At 37.5% G+C, this 19,369-nt stretch carries 16 protein-coding genes; 10 read left to right on the top strand and 6 right to left on the bottom strand.

Annotated features, from left to right (window positions below; translation table 11 throughout):
- The first annotated feature begins 6 nt into the window (after positions 1-6).
- From SJW71_RS22080 to SJW71_RS22065, 4 genes are all read left to right on the top strand, one after another.
- Positions 7-900, top strand: a complete 894-nt coding sequence (locus SJW71_RS22080) for a DMT family transporter (protein ID WP_274795423.1) — start codon at positions 7-9, stop codon at positions 898-900.
- Positions 901-966: 66 nt separating this feature from the next.
- Positions 967-2,688, top strand: coding sequence for an ABC transporter ATP-binding protein (locus SJW71_RS22075; protein ID WP_274795424.1), 1,722 nt, complete (start codon positions 967-969; stop codon positions 2,686-2,688).
- Positions 2,688-4,520, top strand: a complete 1,833-nt coding sequence (locus SJW71_RS22070; protein ID WP_274795425.1) for an ABC transporter ATP-binding protein — start codon at positions 2,688-2,690, stop codon at positions 4,518-4,520. Before SJW71_RS22075 ends, SJW71_RS22070 begins: the two co-directional genes overlap by 1 nt.
- 438 nt (positions 4,521-4,958) lie before the next feature.
- A complete protein-coding gene (locus SJW71_RS22065) occupies positions 4,959-5,825 on the top strand; it encodes a GNAT family N-acetyltransferase (protein WP_274795426.1) in 867 nt (288 codons plus the stop codon).
- Positions 5,826-6,089: 264 nt separating this feature from the next.
- Here the strand turns inward: SJW71_RS22065 and helD are convergent, their stop codons facing one another.
- Positions 6,090-8,318 (bottom strand): RNA polymerase recycling motor HelD, encoded by a 2,229-nt coding sequence (gene helD, locus SJW71_RS22060; protein WP_322611210.1) that lies wholly within the window; start codon positions 8,316-8,318, stop codon positions 6,090-6,092.
- 170 nt (positions 8,319-8,488) lie between these two features.
- Here helD and SJW71_RS22055 point away from each other — a divergent pair, with 170 nt between their 5' ends.
- A complete protein-coding gene (locus SJW71_RS22055; RefSeq protein WP_431811549.1) occupies positions 8,489-9,205 on the top strand; it encodes a glycerophosphodiester phosphodiesterase in 717 nt (238 codons plus the stop codon).
- A gap of 94 nt (positions 9,206-9,299) precedes the next feature.
- Here the strand turns inward: SJW71_RS22055 and SJW71_RS22050 are convergent, their stop codons facing one another.
- Entirely contained in the window at positions 9,300-10,322 is a 1,023-nt protein-coding gene (locus SJW71_RS22050; RefSeq protein ID WP_274795429.1) for a DUF2804 domain-containing protein, read from the bottom strand.
- Positions 10,323-10,504: 182 nt separating this feature from the next.
- Between SJW71_RS22050 and SJW71_RS22045 the strand changes: the two genes are divergently transcribed.
- Both SJW71_RS22045 and SJW71_RS22040 read left to right on the top strand, forming a co-directional pair.
- Positions 10,505-10,999 carry an amidase domain-containing protein gene (locus SJW71_RS22045; RefSeq protein WP_274795430.1) on the top strand — a complete coding sequence of 165 codons (495 nt, stop codon included), beginning with the start codon at positions 10,505-10,507 and terminating at the stop codon, positions 10,997-10,999.
- A gap of 95 nt (positions 11,000-11,094) precedes the next feature.
- The gene (locus SJW71_RS22040; protein WP_274795431.1) at positions 11,095-11,667 is read left to right on the top strand and encodes a nitroreductase family protein; all 573 of its coding nucleotides are present in this window, start codon (positions 11,095-11,097) and stop codon (positions 11,665-11,667) included.
- Positions 11,668-11,718: 51 nt separating this feature from the next.
- On the opposite strand, the gene SJW71_RS22035 is transcribed toward SJW71_RS22040, so the two are convergent.
- Positions 11,719-13,101: a dipeptidase gene (locus SJW71_RS22035; RefSeq protein ID WP_429979694.1), complete on the bottom strand. Its 1,383-nt coding sequence runs from the start codon at positions 13,099-13,101 to the stop codon at positions 11,719-11,721.
- Positions 13,102-13,365: 264 nt separating this feature from the next.
- Positions 13,366-14,292: a serine O-acetyltransferase EpsC gene (gene epsC / locus SJW71_RS22030; protein WP_274795433.1), complete on the bottom strand. Its 927-nt coding sequence runs from the start codon at positions 14,290-14,292 to the stop codon at positions 13,366-13,368.
- Between the two features lie 438 nt (positions 14,293-14,730).
- On the opposite strand from epsC, the gene SJW71_RS22025 reads away from it, so the two are divergent.
- The 3 genes from SJW71_RS22025 to SJW71_RS22015 all read left to right on the top strand — a co-directional run bounded on the left by SJW71_RS22025 (position 14,731) and on the right by SJW71_RS22015 (position 17,544).
- Positions 14,731-15,888 carry a M20 aminoacylase family protein gene (locus tag SJW71_RS22025; RefSeq protein WP_322604840.1) on the top strand — a complete coding sequence of 386 codons (1,158 nt, stop codon included), beginning with the start codon at positions 14,731-14,733 and terminating at the stop codon, positions 15,886-15,888.
- Between the two features lie 34 nt (positions 15,889-15,922).
- Positions 15,923-17,116, top strand: a complete 1,194-nt coding sequence (gene dpaL / locus SJW71_RS22020) for a diaminopropionate ammonia-lyase (RefSeq protein ID WP_322604839.1) — start codon at positions 15,923-15,925, stop codon at positions 17,114-17,116.
- 110 nt (positions 17,117-17,226) lie between these two features.
- Positions 17,227-17,544 carry a Rid family hydrolase gene (locus SJW71_RS22015; RefSeq protein WP_431811548.1) on the top strand — a complete coding sequence of 106 codons (318 nt, stop codon included), beginning with the start codon at positions 17,227-17,229 and terminating at the stop codon, positions 17,542-17,544.
- A 36-nt stretch (positions 17,545-17,580) separates the two neighbouring features.
- On the opposite strand, the gene SJW71_RS22010 is transcribed toward SJW71_RS22015, so the two are convergent.
- Both SJW71_RS22010 and SJW71_RS22005 read right to left on the bottom strand, forming a co-directional pair.
- On the bottom strand, positions 17,581-18,486 hold the full coding sequence (locus SJW71_RS22010) for an AraC family transcriptional regulator (RefSeq protein WP_274795436.1): 906 nt from the start codon (positions 18,484-18,486) through the stop codon (positions 17,581-17,583).
- 138 nt (positions 18,487-18,624) lie between these two features.
- A complete protein-coding gene (locus tag SJW71_RS22005; RefSeq protein WP_274795437.1) occupies positions 18,625-19,368 on the bottom strand; it encodes an SDR family NAD(P)-dependent oxidoreductase in 744 nt (247 codons plus the stop codon).
- Position 19,369: the final 1 nt, after the last annotated feature.

Raw genomic sequence — 19,369 nt, 5'->3', positions numbered from 1 at the left:
ATTGGTATGAAACGGTTAAAAGGAATAGTATTTATTGTCTCGGGAGCTATATTATGGGGAGCAACTGGTCCTTTAATGGAGTGGTTACTTAACCATACACCGTTGACAGTTTCCTTTATGTTAACAATCCGTTTAACGGTTGCAGGTATATTACTACTTACATATTTATTGTTAACTGGAAAAAATATTTTTGGTATTTGGCAGCAAAAACTTTGGGGCAGACAGCTTATTATTTTTGGTATAGCTGGGATGCTAGGTGTACAATTTGCATTTGTTGCAGCAATTAACGAAAGTAATGCTGTACTGGCAACTCTCCTGCAGTTTTTAGCGCCTATATTTGTTGTGGCATATGTCTCTCTTAGTTTAAAGAAGATGCCACCAAAATATCAAGTATTAGGTATTATTGGTACCCTTATAGGGTTATTTTTATTACTAACGAATGCTTCATTTGAGAGTTTGCTAATTAGTCCAAAAGCCTTGCTGTGGGGGATTGCGGTAGGCTTAACATTTGCCTTTTACACATTATACCCTGCACGCTTAATGAAGGAGTGGGGAGTGTTATTAGTAGTTGGTTGGGGAATGCTCGTAGGTGGCTTCACATTAGGCTTAGTAAGCCGTGTTTGGCAGTCCAACCAATGGGGTGTTTTAACAGATTTTAAAATCCTCATATTATTAGCTGCTTTAATCTTTTTTGGAACAGTAGCCTTTATTTTGTTTTTAAGTAGTATGAAATATATTACGGCAGTTGAAACCAGTATTCTCTCCAGTATCGAACCACTAACAGCAATGATTATTTCGGTTATTGTATTCGGCACCTCTTTAGGTTTCTGGCAATTAATTGGAGTATTCGTTATGCTTGTTTGTGTAACTTGGCTTTCAGTAGCGGGTGAAAAAGCATAAATCTATTATGAAGTTAGGAGTTTTTAACTATAATAAAGTTGATTCTTACAACAAGGGGGAAAGAATATGAAAGAAGTTTTTTCCTATGTAAAACCATATAAATGGACAGCCATCTTTGCTTTATTTTTAATGCTTTTAGAATTATTTGTTGAGCTTGTGCAACCCCTCATTATGGCAAAAATTATTGATGAAGGAGTACGGGCTCAAAATCAAGGGATGATTATGCAATGGGGGGCTGTTTTACTTGCTTTATCATTTACTGCCTTTATGGCAGGAATCATCAATTCATATTTTTCATCCCATACAGCTCAAAGCTTTTCTTATGACCTAAGAAATGCCATGTTTGATAAGATACAATCCTTTACGCTAGCAACCTATCAAAAATTTTCTACTGCTTCTCTTATTACAAGATTAACGAATGATGTTACTCAGGTACAAACGGTGCTATTTATGAGCTTACGTATTATGCTCCGAGCACCACTTGCTGTTATAGGCAGCATTATAATGGCATTTGTTGTGAATGCAAAGCTGGCATTATTTTTAGTTATTGGTGCACCCATTATCTTTGTTTTTCTAATTTTTATGGTGGCCAAGGGTGTTTCATATTTTGGACGGGTACAGAAGAGAGTCGACCGTTTAAATAGGGTTTTACAGGAAAACTTACAGGCAATTCGATTAGTGAAGGCTTATTTACGAGGAACGTATGAAGCTACGCGCTTTGATGAGGTTGCTTCTCGCTTAAAAATAGATACTGTAAAAGCGTTAAGAATAATGGAATATATTATGCCCGTACTATTATTCATTATGAACATGAGTCTGCTCGCAGTCTTATGGTTTGGTACAAAGCAAATTGCGTCAGGAACTACACCGCTTGGCGATATTGTAGCTATTGTCAATTATGCGATGCGTATGACTGGCTCATTTTCAATGTTTGCATTTATTATTATTTTTTATGCACGAGCGAAAGCTTCTGCAGAACGAATGGCAGAAGTCCTTTCTATGGAAAATGAAGTAGAAGATACGTCACTTTCTGAGGAGGTAGGTCATCCTTCGCGCTATGGGGAGTTAATGTTTGAACATGTCAGTTTTACTTATCCGGGGGGAGATGCACCTGTCCTGTCAGATGTGAGCTTCCAAGTTAAGTCCGGTGAAAAATTAGCGATTATGGGGGCGACTGGTGCTGGAAAATCAACATTGTTGCAGCTTATTCCTCGTTTTTATGAAGTAACGCACGGAAGAATATTGGTAGAAGGGCAGGATGTTCAACACTGGGAATTGCAAGAGCTACGCGAAATCATTGGCTATGTTCCACAGCAATCGTTATTGTTTACTGGTAGTATTGCTGATAATGTACGTTGGGGAAATGTAGAGGCCGAAATGGATGCTGTATTACAGGCCACTATGCAGGCACAAATACATGCGTCTGTTGAAGATTTTCCAAATGGCTATGATACCAAGGTGGGACAAAAAGGTGTCAATTTATCGGGAGGACAAAAACAAAGGCTATCGATTGCTAGAGCCCTTTTGAGAAAAGGACATATTTTAATGCTTGATGATAGCACAAGTGCCCTAGATGTAAAAACCGAACAATCATTATGGGAAGCATTGAGTGAAGAGAGGGCAACAATGCTTGTTGTCACGCAAAAAATACGTACGGCTAAAGGTGCAGACCGCATTTTACTAATCGATGCGGGAAAAGTAGTTGGATATGGCACACATGAAGAGCTTTTACAAACGTCAACACTCTATAAAAAAATTGCAATCTCTCAACAGGAGGTGGAGGATTAATGGGATTTTTCCAGAAACCTTTTGGCTATGAGCCGATATTGACAAAAGATGATTTGAAGCAGGTTGTGCAGAAAAAAAAGGGACCTCGTGCATCTGATTGGAAAAGTACATTGCTGCGATTATGGAAAATTGTTGATGAACAACGAGCACTCCTCATCGTAGTACTTCTACTAGTGATGATTAGTTCGGTGTTAGCTTTGGCTGGCCCCTATTTAATTGGTCAAATGATCGATCACTATGTTATGCACGGCAAGCTTTCTGGACTAGGAAAGGGGATTGGCTTTTTAATTGGTATTTATGCCTTGTTAGCTGTCTCACTCTTCCTACAAAATTATTGGATGATCGGGATTGCACAGCAAACGATATATAGACTGCGAACAAGTGTATTTGCTCATTTTCAACGATTGCCCATTGCATTCTTTGATCGCCGTCAGCATGGCGAATTAATGAGTCGGATGACAAATGACATTGAAGCTGTTAGCTCCACATTAAACAGTTCTTTTATCCAAGTGTTTTCAAGCATACTTACGCTTGGTGGAACCGTTATTATTATGCTCAGTTTAAGCCCATTGCTGACAGTACTGACGATGACAATTATTCCACTTATGTTTTGGGCCATGCGTTGGATTACACGAAGGACAGCGCCCTTATTTAAAGAGCAGCAAGCCGCTCTTGGAGCCTTGAATGGCATGATAGAAGAAACTATTTCGGGGCAGAGGATTGTTAAAGCTTTCTCACAAGAGGAACGAATGAAAGCGGAGTTCCGTGAAAAAAGCTTGCGTCTAAGAAGAACAGGTTTTTGGGCACAGACTTACTCTGGTTATATCCCAAAGGTGATGAACTTCTTAAACAATATGAGCTTTACCATTGTAGCAGGCATAGGGGGAGTGCTCGCACTATACGGGCATGTATCGATAGGTGTTATTGTTATATTTACTGAATATGCTAGGCAATTTACACGTCCATTGAATGATTTAGCAAACCAATTTAATACGGTACTATCTGCTATTGCAGGCGCAGAACGAGTATTTGCCTTACTTGACGAACAACAAGAAGAGGAAACTGTTTCAGCTCAAAAGCATCAGTTATTGGGGCATGTGGCATTTAAGCATGTGTTCTTTAAATACGAACAAGAAGAGGAAGCTTATACATTAAAGGATGTTGATTTTAAAGTGGAGCCAGGACAATCGGTAGCGCTTGTTGGTGCTACAGGAGCTGGGAAAACGACAATTCTTCAACTTATTGCACGGTTTTATGAGGTAACAAAAGGTGAAGTATTATTTGATGGCATAAATGTGCAGCAAATAGATCGACAATCCTTACGTTCTCAGATGGCTTTTGTTTTGCAGGACCCGTTTTTATTTGAGGCTTCTGTGCGTGAAAACATTCGTTATGGTCGGCTAGATGCCAGTGATGCAGAGATTGAAGAAGCTGCCAAGCGAGCTAACGCCCATGATTTTATCATGAAGCTCAAAGATGGCTATGAAACAGTTCTTGCTGCAGATGGACGCGAGATATCACAAGGTCAAAAGCAATTGCTTTCTATAGCGAGAGCACTTATTGCTGACCCGAAAATTTTGCTATTGGATGAGGCAACAAGTAGTATCGATACTGTAACAGAAATGGCAATACAAGAGGCGCTTGATACATTAATGCAAGGACGCACAAGTTTCGTTATTGCCCATCGTTTAAATACTGTGCATAATGCCGATTTAGTTTTAGTTATGCATAAAGGCAAGTTGGTTGAAGCAGGACCTCAGCAAAAACTGATCGAATCTGGTGGTCTTTATGCACAAATGCTTCATTCATCCTCCCATCATCTTGAAGAATAAGTTAACGTAAATAAATGAATAAAAACAGAAAAACCAAACTATTACGGGACACTAAATTGGACATTTCCCACAATAGTTTGGTTTTTTCTTTAATTTATCCATTTAGCCTCTTGTTAGTTGAATTGCAAATGTTATTAATTTGAATAAATGGTATAATAAATGTAAATTATTATATAGTATGAATGATTGTATAGCTTAAAAGTAACTAAGAAAAAAGATTAAATATCTCTAATTTTGTGAAATAAGTATATTATTTTATATCTATGATTTCTAGTAAATTTCAGTCATTTCATTGAACTTTTATAGTATAAATCCTTTTATTATTCCGGTTTTTGAAGTAAAATTCTGATTAACAGCGGTATTAATATATTTTGTTGCCAGTTTATTTTCATTCTTGCTACAATAGGGCAATAGTCTGACATAGGAACGGAGTTAAAGATGAATATTTCAGTGATGACAGTGTCTTTCCCATTAGATGGAGAAACATTGAAGGAAGTAAAATTATTATGTGAAGAAGCAACAGTTCATGATTATCGAGTATACGAAACCATTATGAATGTGCCTATGGCCAGCTCTTTCGAATCAAAGGGTTTTATGGTATTGGCGTACGAGGATGATAAAGATTTGTTAGTTGGTGCTGCAAGTGCCATTGATTTAATTGGGCTTCATACATACGAATGGTCATTAGTGGTGACACCTGCCTATCGACAAAAAGGTATTGGAACGGCATTAGTTGAGAGTATCCAAGTGGGACTAGAGGAAAGAGGAGCAGAGGGACAATTAGCAGTCGTAATTGATGGCTCTCCTTTTGGGCATACATTCATTGAACAAAAAGGGTTTGCTTACAGTTTTTCAGAAGCAACCTTAGAGACTAAAGCAGAACCAGTAGCGTTACAAAATGATATTAACATTCAACCTTATGATGGTGAGGAGGCAGAACTAATCTCTATTTATGGTGAGGCGTTTGGCGATTTACCGGAAGAATCTAAGGAACTCATTGCTTTTAACACTACTACTAATGGACGAAAACTTTGGGTTGCATATCGAGATGGTGATATGGTTGGAACTGTAACGACAGCTAAGGAAAATGAAATCCAGTGGGTAACTGCTCTTGCTGTTCATCCTAATTATGAAGGACAAGGTATTGGAACGGCACTTCTTTCTTTTTCAAAGGATTATGCGAGTAAAGTTGGCGCAAAATTTGTCATGCTCGACGTAGAAATCGACAATAAAAAAGCACTATCTGTCTATGAAAAGGCTGGTTTTATGAAGGCACAACAAATTGATTATTATGTAAAACAATAGGAAAAAGGGCGATGAGTGTTAGTAAACATCAACTCATCGCTCTTTTTTAGCATAATTACCTACTATCTTCATATAATATTAATAAGCTTTAAGAAAGGAGTCGTGATCATGCGCATGCCAGCATTGCCTAAAAAGAAGTCTCCTCCAAAGGAAGCCCCTAGTTCATGGTGGAAAGTAGTAAAAGCTTATTTATCGAAAGGGAAGTTTTATAGATTACCACCAAGAAATTGATGATCGATAAAAAAGTCGCCTTCTAGCGACTTTTTAATTTTCCAATAAAAATGTATTTTTGGATGGGCCTATTAAGTACAGCTCATGCATTGCTCGTGTAAGTGCTACGTAAAGTAGCTTTCGATCAATTGGCGTATCATAGAAAGGTGTATCAAATGCAGCTACAATCACTGCATCAAATTCAAGTCCTTTAGCTAGATGACTTGGTACAACAAGCAACATTTCCTGATTAATCGATTCGTTTTCAGTTAGGAGCTGTGAGGCAATATCGCTCATTTTTAATGTCTGATACATCGTGATAGCTTCCGCTGTAGTTTTGCAAATTAAAGCGATGGAACGATGACCATTTTGACGAATAGCTTCAAAGATCTCTTTAATTTTTAAAGCATCGAAATGATCAGCTTGAATAAAACTTGGTACATTACCGTGACGAACAACTGGCTCTACCAAAGGAAGCTGTTCACTCATTTGCGCTAATATTTGGTTAGCTACTTCCATAATTTCGATGGTTGTTCGGTAGCTTTTTTGTAATGTTCTGAAACTTGCACGTGGAAACAAGCTTTGGACAGGCTCCCAAGCTGTTAATGAACGATAGCTGTGAATCCCTTGGGCTAAATCACCAACCATTGTAAACATATCTGTATCGAGACCTGTTTTTAAAGCAGCAAGCTGGAATAAACTATAATCTTGTACCTCATCGATAAAGACAACACGCATTTTCCATTCATCTGGGATGCCTTTTAGACGGGCTTGTAAATAGTATAGTGCAGCCAAATCTTCAAGTGCCCAATGTTCTTTCCGGTGTGCCTGTAAAAATTGTTGTTGTTCGAGATAATGCCATTCAGGAGCCAGCTCTGCTAAAAGTTCTGCATCAGTGAGAAGGGTGCGATAGAGTGTCTTGATATTATGTTTAGTAAAACGTCGCATATATGCCGTTGCAGTGGTTTTCGTTTCTTTTTCAATAGCTGGAATACGTTCATCGCGTTCATCGATAAATTTAGTAACAACCCGTCTTCGTTTTTCATCATCCCGAATACCATTTAAAGCTTTACCCAATGCTTCATCATACTTTTTATGAAGTGTTGCTAGGACAACTTGTTTTTTTTGACGGACATGGCTTGTTAACACCTTCTTAATATGGGCAAGGCGTTTTTCGATAGGCATATAAGAAAACTCATATAAAAACAGCTTCTTTAAATGGGAAGCACGCATGATACAGTATTTTTCAATATATACATCTTCAAATTGCTCTGCAATCTCCTGTTCTAGCTTTTGAATGTAACGTTCGATGACATCACGATAATAAAGAGAGCCTTTCATTTCAGCGATCCATGCAGTTGGCTCCTGATTTCCTCCAGCAACAAGCGATTCTAATTGCTCATTCGGATTTTGAAGTTTTAGCTTTAATTTAGTGGCGGAAAGAACGTAGTCTGTAAAAGTAGTTTGGCAAATTTTATCGACACCGAGCTCTGGTAAAACATCTCCGATATAATCAATAAATAACTTATTCGGTGCTAAAATCATGAGCTGCTCTGGATTAAAGTTCTCACCCATTGTGTAGAGGAAGTAAGATATACGGTGTAGAGCGATTGTTGTTTTTCCACTACCTGCTGCACCTTGCACAATAATTGGTTGACGAAGGTGTGCTCGGATAATGTCATTTTGCTCCTTTTGAATTGTCGAGACAATTTCGGTTAGTCGAACATCTGCTTTCCCAGCTAACGCTTCTTGCAGTAGTTCATCGTTTGTTGTTAAGTCAATATCACGTATATCGAGTAATTCGCCATTCTCAATCTTGTATTGTCTTTTAGCATAGAGATGTCCTTTATGAACTTCTCCGCGGACATCATATTCCATATCGCCAAGACGTCCATCATAATAGACATTGGCTACAGGAGAGCGCCAGTCAACAATAATGGGCTCATGGGTTTCGCGATGAAAGAGTGAGGTTTTCCCGATGTAGAGAAATTCCTCTGGATCGCCTGTCTTTTGGAAATGAATTCTAGCAAAGTATGGCTTCTTACGAACAGCTTCTAGGCCTTCCTTTTGGTTACGAGCCATTTCAAAGAATCTGGCATTTGTTAAGATATTTAAATAACTTAAACTTGAATCTAAGTAATCAAGGTCAGCCATAGATTTACGAATATTTTCCTGGGCCGATTGTAAATCTCTTTGTGATTCATTGAGTATTTGCTGCATATATCTTTGGGTATATGCCAACCGCTCTACTTCAGCCTGAAAATCTGGATGTTGTACAGTCATTTTTAGCACCTCCTAGGTACTTACAATTTCAAAGTAGATTATCATACTACTATATATAATATTTACCATCAAGTGAAAGCAGAAAAGTTAATTATGCTACTATTACATTGAGGTTTGGAAAGCTTTATTTTTTTAAGTTTCTTTAAAGGAAATAGAGGAGGTTAATGATTTTGGATATTTTTGCACATAGAGGTGTCTCGGCACACTACCCAGAAAATACAATTGCGGCATTTCAAGCGGCAGCTAAGCTTCCTATTGCGGGAATTGAGCTAGATGTTCATTTAACAGCAGATAAAGAGGTGGTAGTCATACATGATGAAACAATTGATCGTACCTCTAATGGTTCAGGCTATGTGAAAGATTTTACATTACAACAGTTACGTACATTTGACTTTGGTTCGTGGATGTCGCCGAAATTCAGCGGAGAAACGATCCCTACGCTAGGAGAAGTATTGGAGCTGTTTGCAGGTACAAATCATCGAATTAATATCGAGCTGAAGACAGATATTATTTCATACGAAGGAATTGAAGCACTTGTTCTCAAAGAGGTTGCAGCACAGCAAATGACAGAGCGAGTCATTATTTCATCTTTCAACCATGAATCCTTACAAACCGTTTCACAAATTGCGCCATATATCGAAAGTGCAGCATTGTTCGCAGAGGTTTTAGTGGATTTTACGACTTATATTGCTCTCATCCCAGCTAAAGCACTACATGTTAGTCTACCGACAGCCTTTCGCAAATCAGTTAAATTAGCATTAGCTGAAGGGGCAATCGTTCGTGTTTATACAGTTAATGATGAGCGCCATGCCCGATCTTTGCAACAGCTTGGTATACACGCGCTATTTACAGATGATCCTGAGAAAATACTTCTTGCCCTTAGCTAGAGCAATGGGGGTGCTAGGAGACATCAAGCTTCCGTGGAATAACAAGTTATTATAGTAATACCCACGGGAAGCGGCGTCTTCTATAAGATGTGTACTACCATTTAGCGCGATGTTCCTCAATGCCTCCAAGCATCTGTTGAATAACCAGTGTTTCACCATTATCGAGTAAAATGGAGCCATCATAATAACCAAATAGTTGATGTACCTCTGATTTAACCAATTTCGCATTTGTTTGAGCAACACGTTCAAAAAATGGAGAGAATGTTAGTGAGACTTGATTAGAGAATTTTGTTTTTACTTTCCAGCGCTGCATATAATCCTCGGAATCATATTGAAACAATAAATCCTCATGTATTTTTGTCATTTTACCATCCACAAAAATTGCATTTTCAGTCATGCCAGTGCCGTCTGTCCATTTACCTCCTAAATTAAGTCCAATGCGTCGTCCACGAACCCGCTGGGAAGCCATTCCCCAATTCCACAATGCCTCACGGGGCCAAATACCTCGTCCATAATCTAACACTGCAAAATTTTCTTCAGCTGAGAAATTAAAACGTCGAGTACCAATTGTGACAAAACCTGAAGTTGGTAGTATATGATGCTTACCTGTAAACTGAAATGTTTTACGATTCCAAGGGATGACAACATTTAAAGTTTCGTCTGTAGGAGGATGTTGAATAATAAGCTTTGCACGTAAAACGTCTCCATCAAAGTTTGGTATGGAAACCGATAAATGGGTTTCATTTTGAATAAATAATTGATCAATCATCATTTCGCTATTTTTAAAGGAAACGGATTCTAAAACCTGTGAAGGCATTTTTAATTTACCACCGAGGGGAATTGTAATCGTTTTTTCGAAATAGCGCTGTGTTTCATATTCAAGAAAATAAACGAAGCAGACTGCTGCATAATCTAGATGACTAATTGTAGCAGAGAAAAGGATTTCATCACCATAGACACACCAATAGTTCCATTTCTTTTTACGCATGATATGACCGCTTAAATTACTATTAATGAGTGGTTTACGTGCAAATCCGATGGCTGCTGGATTTAAATTACCCTTTTTATCGCATAAAAGAGTTGGCTGCAAAATTTCTTTCTCAGCATGCTGCTTCACATTGAACATCCCTTCTGGTCATTAAATAAAATCTACATTTCTTTAAACCTTATTGTAGCAAAAATGTTCTTGAAAATGGAAAAGAACATGCTGATTATAGCTGTTTTCAGGTAAGAATAAGAGGAAGGACCTAACTAATAGAAATATATAAGTAGACATATGATGGCATGAGGAGGGGATGTATGGCGAAAATGTATAACAGACAGGCTGCTGTTCAGTATGCCAATTTATGGTGGAATAGACGTAATCCTGCGTTTCCTAATTTTGATGTTGATTGCACAAATTATATATCTCAGTGCTTACTAGCAGGCGGCGCACCAATGCGAGGAGCACCTAGCAGAGATAAAGGGTGGTGGATGCAACAAGGGAATTGGAGCTTTAGCTGGTCCGTAGCCCACTCATTAAGATGGTATTTAGAGGGATCTACAACTGGATTAAAAGGCACGCGTGTGCAATATGCTGAGGAATTAGAGCTGGGAGATGTTATCTTTTATGATTTTCAAGGAAATGGAAGGATCGACCACTCTGTGATTGTCACAAGCATTCAAAATGGCATACCTTATGTGAATGCGCATACCTCGGATAGTATTAATCGACCGTATTTTTACGAGGACTCTACAGCCTATACACCGAGCATGACTTACTTTTTCTATCATATAGACGACAGCTTTGCATAGGAAGAGGTAGTGTTAAAGCAATCATTTTATGATAATGTGAAAGATAGAAGAGATAATTTAAATATGTTGTCTTGTGGTAGAAGGAGAATAGATATATGAGCGAACAAATTTTATCTGTTAGAGATGCAATTATGCAACGACGATCCATTAAAAAATTTAATGGTCAGCCTGTAGAGCGTGAAGATTTAATGGCTATTATTGATGATGCAGTATGGGCCCCGAATCACGGTAACCGAGAGCCTTGGCGCTTAGTTGTAGCTTGTGGAAAGGAAATTGTAGATCTGCATCATTTATTACGTGACCTGACTATTCCAAAATGGCAGGAGCTTTCAAGTGAAGATTTAGCAAAGCAAATGATGAAGTTTACATTACCAGGTGGTTATGCCTTTGTTATCGTCCCAGAGGATGCACGTCAAAAAGAGCGTCTAGAAGATTACGCTGCTGCAAGTACCTTCATTCAGAATATACAATTATTGGCGTGGGATAGAGGAATCGGCTCTTGCTGGAAAACACCAGCGTTCTTAGACAATCCAAAATTCCGTGAGGCCCTGAAAGTTCAACCAGGAGAGCGTGTCATTGCCATGCTACAAGTTGGCTATTTTGATGAAGTGCCAAAAGGTAGAGAACGCAAACAGGCTGCTGAAATTGTCACTGTGTTTGGTGAGTAACAAAAAATCCCTTCGCTAAAAAGCGATGGGATTTTTATTTGTTAGAAACTATTATTTTTGTAATTCAGCAACCTCGAATAAATAGTCACTTAAAACACGTAAGCCTTTATCGAAGTTTTCTAGATGGAAGTGCTCGTTTGGTGCGTGGAAGTTTTCACTTGATAGACCAAAGCCCATTAACACCACAGGTAATGCTAAAATTTCATCAAATGCAGCGACGATAGGAATAGAGCCACCACCACGTGTGTAAGCAGTTGGTACATTATACACTTTTTCATAAGAACGTCCTGCTGCTTGGATAAATGGATGGTCGAATGGAGTTAAGAATGGACGACCTTTATCGAATTCAGAAATGTTAATTTCCACACCAGCAGGCTTATGCTTTTCAACATGCGCTTTTAAAAGGGCGACAATTTCATCAGGCTCTTGGTTTGGAACAAGACGACATGTGATTTTAGCGCCAGCTTCAGCAGGTAAAACTGTTTTGATGCCTTCACCAGAGAAACCACCAAATACACCATTCACCTCAAGTGTTGGACGTGCCCAAGTTCGTTCTAAGTATGAAAACCCTTGTTCACCGAATAATTCTTTTACGCCAACTTCCTGTTTAACTGATTCTTCATTAAAGCCAAGTTCAAGGTAAGCTTCACGTTCTTCCTCTGTTAAAGGCAATACTTTATCGTAGAAGCCATCAACTTGAATTGTTCCATGTTCATCACGGAAGGATGCTAAAATTTCAGCTAATGCATGAATGGCATTTTGTACGCCACCACCGTAAAGTCCAGAGTGTAAATCTCCCTTAGCCCCACGAACATCAATTTGAATGCCTGTTAAACCACGTAAGCCATAGCAAACCGCAGGCTTACCAGGACCATAGAGACCTGTATCAGAAATTAAAATTAAATCTGCTTCTAATTTTTCCTTATTTTGCTCTACATAGGCTGGTAGGTGTGGGCTGCCGATTTCTTCTTCGCCTTCATAAATGAATTTAACGTTAACTGGTAAAGTCCCCGTTGTCGCAAATAGTGCCTCAATCATTTTTAAGTGCATAAACACTTGCCCTTTATCATCACTAGCACCACGAGCAAATAATTTATTGTCACGAATTGTAGGATTAAACGGCTCACTATCCCATAAATTTAATGGATCAACCGGTTGCACATCATAGTGGCCGTAAAATAAAATCGTTGGTTTTCCTTCAGCGTGTAGCCAATCTGCATAGACAACAGGGTGCCCAGCTGTTTGGGTAATAGAGATATTTTCAAGATTTAGTTTCTCAAACGCACTAGCTAACCATTGTGCGGCATGTTGGATATCTTCCTTATGTTCAGATAAAGAGCTAATACTTGGAATTCGTAAAAATTCCTTCAATTCATTTAAATGTGCTTCACGATGTTCTACAAAATAAGCATCTAATTGCTGTAAATTAGTCATCTAGCATCCCTCTTTCTAATATTTCGATAATAGAAATAGTATAGCATATCAAAACTCGAAAGTATTGATAGCTGCGATTCTGATTTTATGATTCAGAGGGAGTAATTTTTTCTTTCAGCATAGATGCCTGTTTCATATATAAAAGACACTGTTGGCTCAACAGTGTCTTTGGGAGGATCTTCGCCACCGGGGGTTAATTCGGTTTGGTGGAGATCTTTTATTTGTTAGCTCATCTATGAAATTTGTAGGGAAGATGAGTTTATATTAACTCTTTTTTGTTTTACTGCTACTAATGTTTGGTGATGGTGGTGAGTTGTAGACACGTGAATAGGGTGGGATTGAATTCATTAGCCAAATATTACTGCCTAGCACTGAATCATGGCCGATCGTCGTCTCGCCACCTAAAATTGTTGCACCTGCATAAATAACGACATTATCCTCAATATTAGGATGTCGTTTAATTCCTTTAATTGGATTACCATTTTCATCAAGAGGGAAGCTTAATGCCCCTAATGTAACACTTTGATATATTTTGACGTTATTGCCGATGTTACATGTTTCACCGATAACGACCCCTGTGCCATGGTCGATAAAGAAGGATTCTCCAATTGTTGCCCCTGGATGAATATCGATTCCTGTTAAACTGTGTGCATACTCTGACATAATACGTGGCACAATCGGTACGCCCTGTTCATATAGCTCGTGTGCAATACGGTGAATATATACAGCTACGATTGATGGATAGCTTAATAAAATCTCCTCTGTAGAAAGAGCAGCCGGGTCACCGTTGTATGCTGCCTGAATATCTGTTTGCAAAATTTTACGGATATTCGGGAATTGTGAGATTAACTTCATTACAATACGGTCCGCATCCTCTTGACACGTGCAGTTGTCTGTATCGCTATTATATTCCATATTGTAAATTAATACTTTTTCAATGATATCACGTAAATCTAATGCCGTTTCACGCAGTTTATTACTACTTACAATATTAATTCGAGTATTATCGATCGGTGGAGCCGTATGAATACCTGGGAACAGCACTTCGTGAAAATTATCTAAAATTTTATAAATTTGATTGCGCCCAACAAAGCCTATTGAATTTTCGATATCAACATATTGCCGGTTAATATCGTTTAATGAACTTGTGATTTCTGGAACTTTTTCATTTAGCCAATCATTTAAATTCATAAATAAATCACACCCTTCACTTTCATAATATAAAAATACTGATGTAATAAAAGTATATAGCATTTCATCCATTTATGAGATAGTTATTCAAATTCTTTTAACAAGTATTATTTGAGAAGAAGTGTAATAAGTCTATATACAATATTTATATTTATTTGTAGATTACTTTTTTATTTACCTCTGAAAAACTTGTAATTAAAAGGGATTCTCCTTTTGCTGTCGTTTGTTTATCCCCGCTAAAATGAACATACCTCAATATATTTATAAAATTAAATAATAACCTTATATATTTTAGAATTAACTAAAGATTAAAATGCCTGTAGAGGGAGGAGAGTATACTAAAAGTTCATTTATACAAATCACAAAGTAGGAGGATGGCAGCATGGAATTCCTTGTTGTGATAATCGGAATTATTCGATAAAAATCAGGGGGTATATGATGAGTAACGCAGAATTTAAAAAACAACTACAAGAATGGCGACAACAATTACACAGAATTCCTGAGACTGCTTTCGAGGAAGTAAAAACATCGGCTTATATAGCACAAGAACTCAAAAAGATGGGTTTAGAGGTACATGAAAATATCGGGCGTACAGGTGTTGTAGCAAGCCTTACTATTGGAGAAGGGAACGGGATTATTGGATTACGAGCTGATATGGATGCATTAAATCTAATGGAAGTGAAGAAACTTCCTTATTGCTCAGAACATCAAGGAAAAATGCATGCATGTGGACATGATGGTCACATGACTACTTTATTAGGAGCCGCTAAATTACTTTCTACTCGAAAAAACTTTAATGGTACTGTTCGATTCATCTTTCAACCTGCTGAGGAAATTGGAAAAGGTGCTCAAGCGATGATGGACGATAAATTATTTGAACGCTTCCCAGTTGACGCAATTTACGGCCTGCATAATATGCCGGGATTACCAGTTGGAACGATTCATACTAAGTCAGGTCCGATCATGGCTAGCGAAGATAACTTTGTTATTCGAATTAAAGGAAAAGGCTCACATTCATCAAGTCCACATATGGGTATTGATCCTTTAGTAATAGCAGCAGAAATTATTCTTGCACTTCAAACAGTAGTGTCGAGAAATCTAGATCCGCTTCAAACAGCAGTTGTATCATGTACAGAAATTCATTCAGATGGAATTCGAAATGCAATTCCCTCTAATGTAGAAATTAAAGGAGATACGAGGAGCTTTACTCCAGAAGTTCAAAAACTTTTAGAAGAAAGAATGAGAAGTATTTGTGAAAGTATATGTGCCATGCACGGTGCAGAGTGCGAATTTGAGTATACTCATGAATTTTCACCGACAATTAACTGGGATGAATGCAATGAAACGGCTATCATAGCAGCTAACAATGTTGTTGGTGTAGAAAATACAAACAGTGATTGTGTACCAATCATGGCCTCGGAGGATTTTGGTAAATTTATAGAGGAAATTCCCGGCTGCTTTGTATTCCTTGGAAGTAAAGATGAAGATGAAGAAGTCATTCCACTGCATAACTCCCATTACGATTACAATGACGCAATCTTAGAAACAGGTGCTGAATTCTTTGCTGAAATTATTAAACTATGTCTAGCAAAATAATAGATTGCTTACAGAGAATTGGAGATGATTAAATATGAAGTTAGTAAAGCTTAATAGAAAGAAAAAACCTAGTATTAACATTGATTTTTTAGGCGTAGAGGAAGCTCAAAAAGTGCATACATTTCACAAAAGTTTCCCACAGTATGAACCAACACCTTTAGCTGTTTTAAATAAGTTGGCTCAGGAATTAAATGTTAGCAAAGTATTTGTCAAAGATGAATCATATCGCTTTGGATTGAACGCATTTAAAGCTTTAGGTGGTTCCTATGCGATTGGACAACACTTAGCAAGTCAATTAAATATTGATCCTGCCAATGTATCTTACGACAAGCTTGTTTCACCTGAAGTGAAAGAAAAATTAGGCGAAATAACTTTTATTACTGCAACTGATGGAAATCACGGCAGAGGTGTCGCATGGACAGCAAAAAAATTGGAACAAAAATCTGTTGTGTATATGCCTAAAGGATCTTCTGAGGAAAGATTACAACATATTAAAAACTTAGGAGCTAATGCATCTATTACTTCTGTTAATTATGATGATACGGTTCGTTTAGCTGCTGAACATGCTGAGAAAAATAATTGGGTATTGGTCCAGGACACGGCATGGGAAAACTACGAGGAAATACCAAAGAGAATTATGCAAGGCTATATCACAATGGTGGTAGAAACATATGAGCAGCTTAAGGAGATAGGTGAAAAGCCTACACATATCTTTATTCAAGCTGGTGTTGGCTCACTAGCAGCAACAGTTCAAGGTTTCTTCGCAAACATTTATGGTGAAGAGCGCCCAATTACCGTTGTTGTAGAACCAGACAAGGCAAATTGTATATTTAAAACGGCGGAAGCAAATGATGGTGAACTACACTATGTAAAAGGTGATATGGATACCATTATGGCAGGGTTGGCTTGCGGTGAACCAAGTACATTAGGTTGGGAAATTTTAAAAGATTATGCTGACGCCTTTCTTTCCTGCCCAGACAACATCGCTGCGCAAGGAATGAGAATTTTAGCAGCACCGATTAAGGGTGATGTACAAGTTATTTCAGGTGAATCTGGGGCAGTTGGGGTAGGGGCTGTAAGCGAAATTTTAAGACGAAGCCAGTACGCAGAATTAAAGGAACAATTAAACCTTACTGCAGATTCAAAAATTCTATTCTTTAGCACGGAAGGTGATACGGACGCCACACATTATAAAAAGGTTGTATGGGATGGGGCATATTCAATATAAACCATCCTATAGGAGATAGCATAATGAGTATTGAAAAAGTATCAACAGATAAGGCATCAGCAGCAATTGGTCCTTATTGACAAGCAATTAAAGCTGGAGATTTTTTATTCGTGTCATGGCAGCTTACTATAAACCCTAAAACAGGAGAGTTTCCAGAAGGGGGAGTAAAAGAGCAAGCTCATCAAGGTTTTAAAAACATAAAAAGTATTCTAGCAGATGCAGGGTTTAATTTTACAAATGTAGTGAAAAAAATCATATTATTAAATAACATCAATGATTTTGCCACAGTAAATAAAATTTATATGAAATATTTTGCTGGTGATATTTTACCTGCTCATGCAGTTTATGCAGTGGTGTTTACCAAAAAATGCATTAGTAGAAATAGAGGTGATCGCATACTACAGATAAAATATATTTTCCTAAATTAAAGGTTTAAGTCCGTTGTTTAATAGGACTTAAACCTTTTAATTTGAAGGTCCGTTATTTAAAATCTTTTTTTGATAGGCTAATGGAGTCGTACGCATTATTTCTTTAAATTTGCTAATGTAATAACTCGTACTATTAAATCCTACTTGATAAGCGACTTCCGTAACAGAAAAATCACTTCGCTGTAATAAATATAAGCTTTTTTTAATGCGATAATCGATCACATAATTCAAAGGGCTCATTTTAAAATATCGTTTAAAATATCTACAGCATTCCGATTTACTAAGCTGCCCTGCACGTGCTATATCTGCTAACGTTATCTTTTCCATATAATATTGATGAATCCAACTTAGCATTCCTTTAACTCTATTGTTTTTCAATTCTTCTGATTCTATAAATTGTAATTGAAAACCACTAGCGATTAAATTCCTCCAAATAAACGTTAACTTAATTGATATATCAACCTCATATTTTTGTGGTTTTTGATCAATATATTGATATATTTGATAAATAGCATTTAAGATATTCTTTCCCCAAAGTTCATCCGTATTTATTAGGATATAGGGTAAATTAGTTGCTTCTATATACGGTTTTACATAAATATTATAGAGCTCTTGCGATAAAATATAGTGAGGAGAGACGTTTAAGCAGATAAAAGTGCAACTTGTATTACTTTTTGACATATGCAATCGACCGCTATTTATAAACAAACCATCTCCTTCTTTAAGTTCGATGTATTCCTCATTTACTTGAAAAATTCCTTCACCCTGTAAAACGGAAACAAATTGAATTTCTTCATGCCAATGAAGGGGAACGTAACCATATATATGATTAGAGTTATCGTTTGAGATGACTGATTTATAGCATGCAATGGGCATAACAAAAGTATGATGTTTTGTTAATTCTCTTAAATTTTCATCAGTTGATACAATAATCTTTTGCATAAGTATCACCTCAATACTTTTCTTTTGGATTATTATAATTAATTTTTTCTTTTTTTGTCACTTATGTTAGCTGGTTTTCAAACCTAAAAAAAAGCGCCTGAAATTCGGAAAAAACCGAATTCAGACCCTTTATGTTTATTAATGAGCAGTGTAGCCACCATCGACAAGTAGAGTTGTACCATTGACAAAGCTTGAGTCGTCGCTCGCTAAGAAAAGTACAGCTTTGGCAATTTCTTCTGGTTTACCGAGACGACCTTGAGGATGAAGGGACGCTAAATATTCTTTCTTTTGAGCATCTACTTCAGCAAGTAAGGGTGTATCGATATAGCCAGGACATACTGCATTTACACGAATGCCTTGTTTAGCGTAAGCTGTACATAAATTTTGAGTTAATAATTTTACTCCGCCTTTTGCAGATGAATAGGCTGTAGGATTTGGTAAGGCAACGAAACTATGAATGGAACCAGCATTGACAATAACGCCACCAGTTCCTTGGGCAAGGAATTGTTCAATTGCATATTTATCAGAAAGAAATACACCTGATAAATTAATATCAATGGTTCTTTTCCATTTTTCGAACGATAGCTCATGTGCCGGTGCATCATCTGCTACGCCAGCATTTGCATACATAATATCAAGTTTACCGTATTTATTAACTGTTTCCTTAATCATATTTTGAATGTCTTCTTCGTTTGTTACATCTGTTTTTATGAATAATGTATCAAAACCTGCACCATTTAATTCTTCTGAGATACTTTGACCACGGTCAGAAAAATCGGCAATGACTACTTGGGCACCTTCTTGGACAAAGAGGCGTACTGTAGCCTCACCGATACCACTAGCACCGCCTGTTACGATCGCTACTTTATCTTGTAATTTCATT

Source organism: Lysinibacillus sp. FW12, assembly GCF_050817245.1.
In the GTDB taxonomy this organism is placed as follows: domain Bacteria; phylum Bacillota; class Bacilli; order Bacillales_A; family Planococcaceae; genus Lysinibacillus; species Lysinibacillus irui.
The sequence above is the reverse complement of the archived record's forward strand: the minus strand, read 5'-3'. Positions and strand labels throughout refer to the sequence as shown.

Excerpts from the sequence above, each read along its gene's own strand:
- SJW71_RS22080 (WP_274795423.1), top strand. The coding sequence starts at position 7 with ATGAAACGGTTAAAAGGAATAGTATTTATTGTCTCGGGAGCTATATTA.
- SJW71_RS22075 (WP_274795424.1), top strand. The coding sequence starts at position 967 with ATGAAAGAAGTTTTTTCCTATGTAAAACCATATAAATGGACAGCCATC.
- SJW71_RS22070 (WP_274795425.1), top strand. The coding sequence starts at position 2,688 with ATGGGATTTTTCCAGAAACCTTTTGGCTATGAGCCGATATTGACAAAA.
- SJW71_RS22065 (WP_274795426.1), top strand. The coding sequence starts at position 4,959 with ATGAATATTTCAGTGATGACAGTGTCTTTCCCATTAGATGGAGAAACA.
- helD (WP_322611210.1), bottom strand. The coding sequence starts at position 8,318 with ATGACTGTACAACATCCAGATTTTCAGGCTGAAGTAGAGCGGTTGGCA.
- SJW71_RS22045 (WP_274795430.1), top strand. The coding sequence starts at position 10,505 with ATGGCGAAAATGTATAACAGACAGGCTGCTGTTCAGTATGCCAATTTA.
- SJW71_RS22040 (WP_274795431.1), top strand. The coding sequence starts at position 11,095 with ATGAGCGAACAAATTTTATCTGTTAGAGATGCAATTATGCAACGACGA.
- SJW71_RS22035 (WP_429979694.1), bottom strand. The coding sequence starts at position 13,101 with ATGACTAATTTACAGCAATTAGATGCTTATTTTGTAGAACATCGTGAA.
- epsC (WP_274795433.1), bottom strand. The coding sequence starts at position 14,292 with ATGAATTTAAATGATTGGCTAAATGAAAAAGTTCCAGAAATCACAAGT.
- SJW71_RS22025 (WP_322604840.1), top strand. The coding sequence starts at position 14,731 with ATGAGTAACGCAGAATTTAAAAAACAACTACAAGAATGGCGACAACAA.
- dpaL (WP_322604839.1), top strand. The coding sequence starts at position 15,923 with ATGAAGTTAGTAAAGCTTAATAGAAAGAAAAAACCTAGTATTAACATT.
- SJW71_RS22010 (WP_274795436.1), bottom strand. The coding sequence starts at position 18,486 with ATGCAAAAGATTATTGTATCAACTGATGAAAATTTAAGAGAATTAACA.
- SJW71_RS22005 (WP_274795437.1), bottom strand. The coding sequence starts at position 19,368 with ATGAAATTACAAGATAAAGTAGCGATCGTAACAGGCGGTGCTAGTGGT.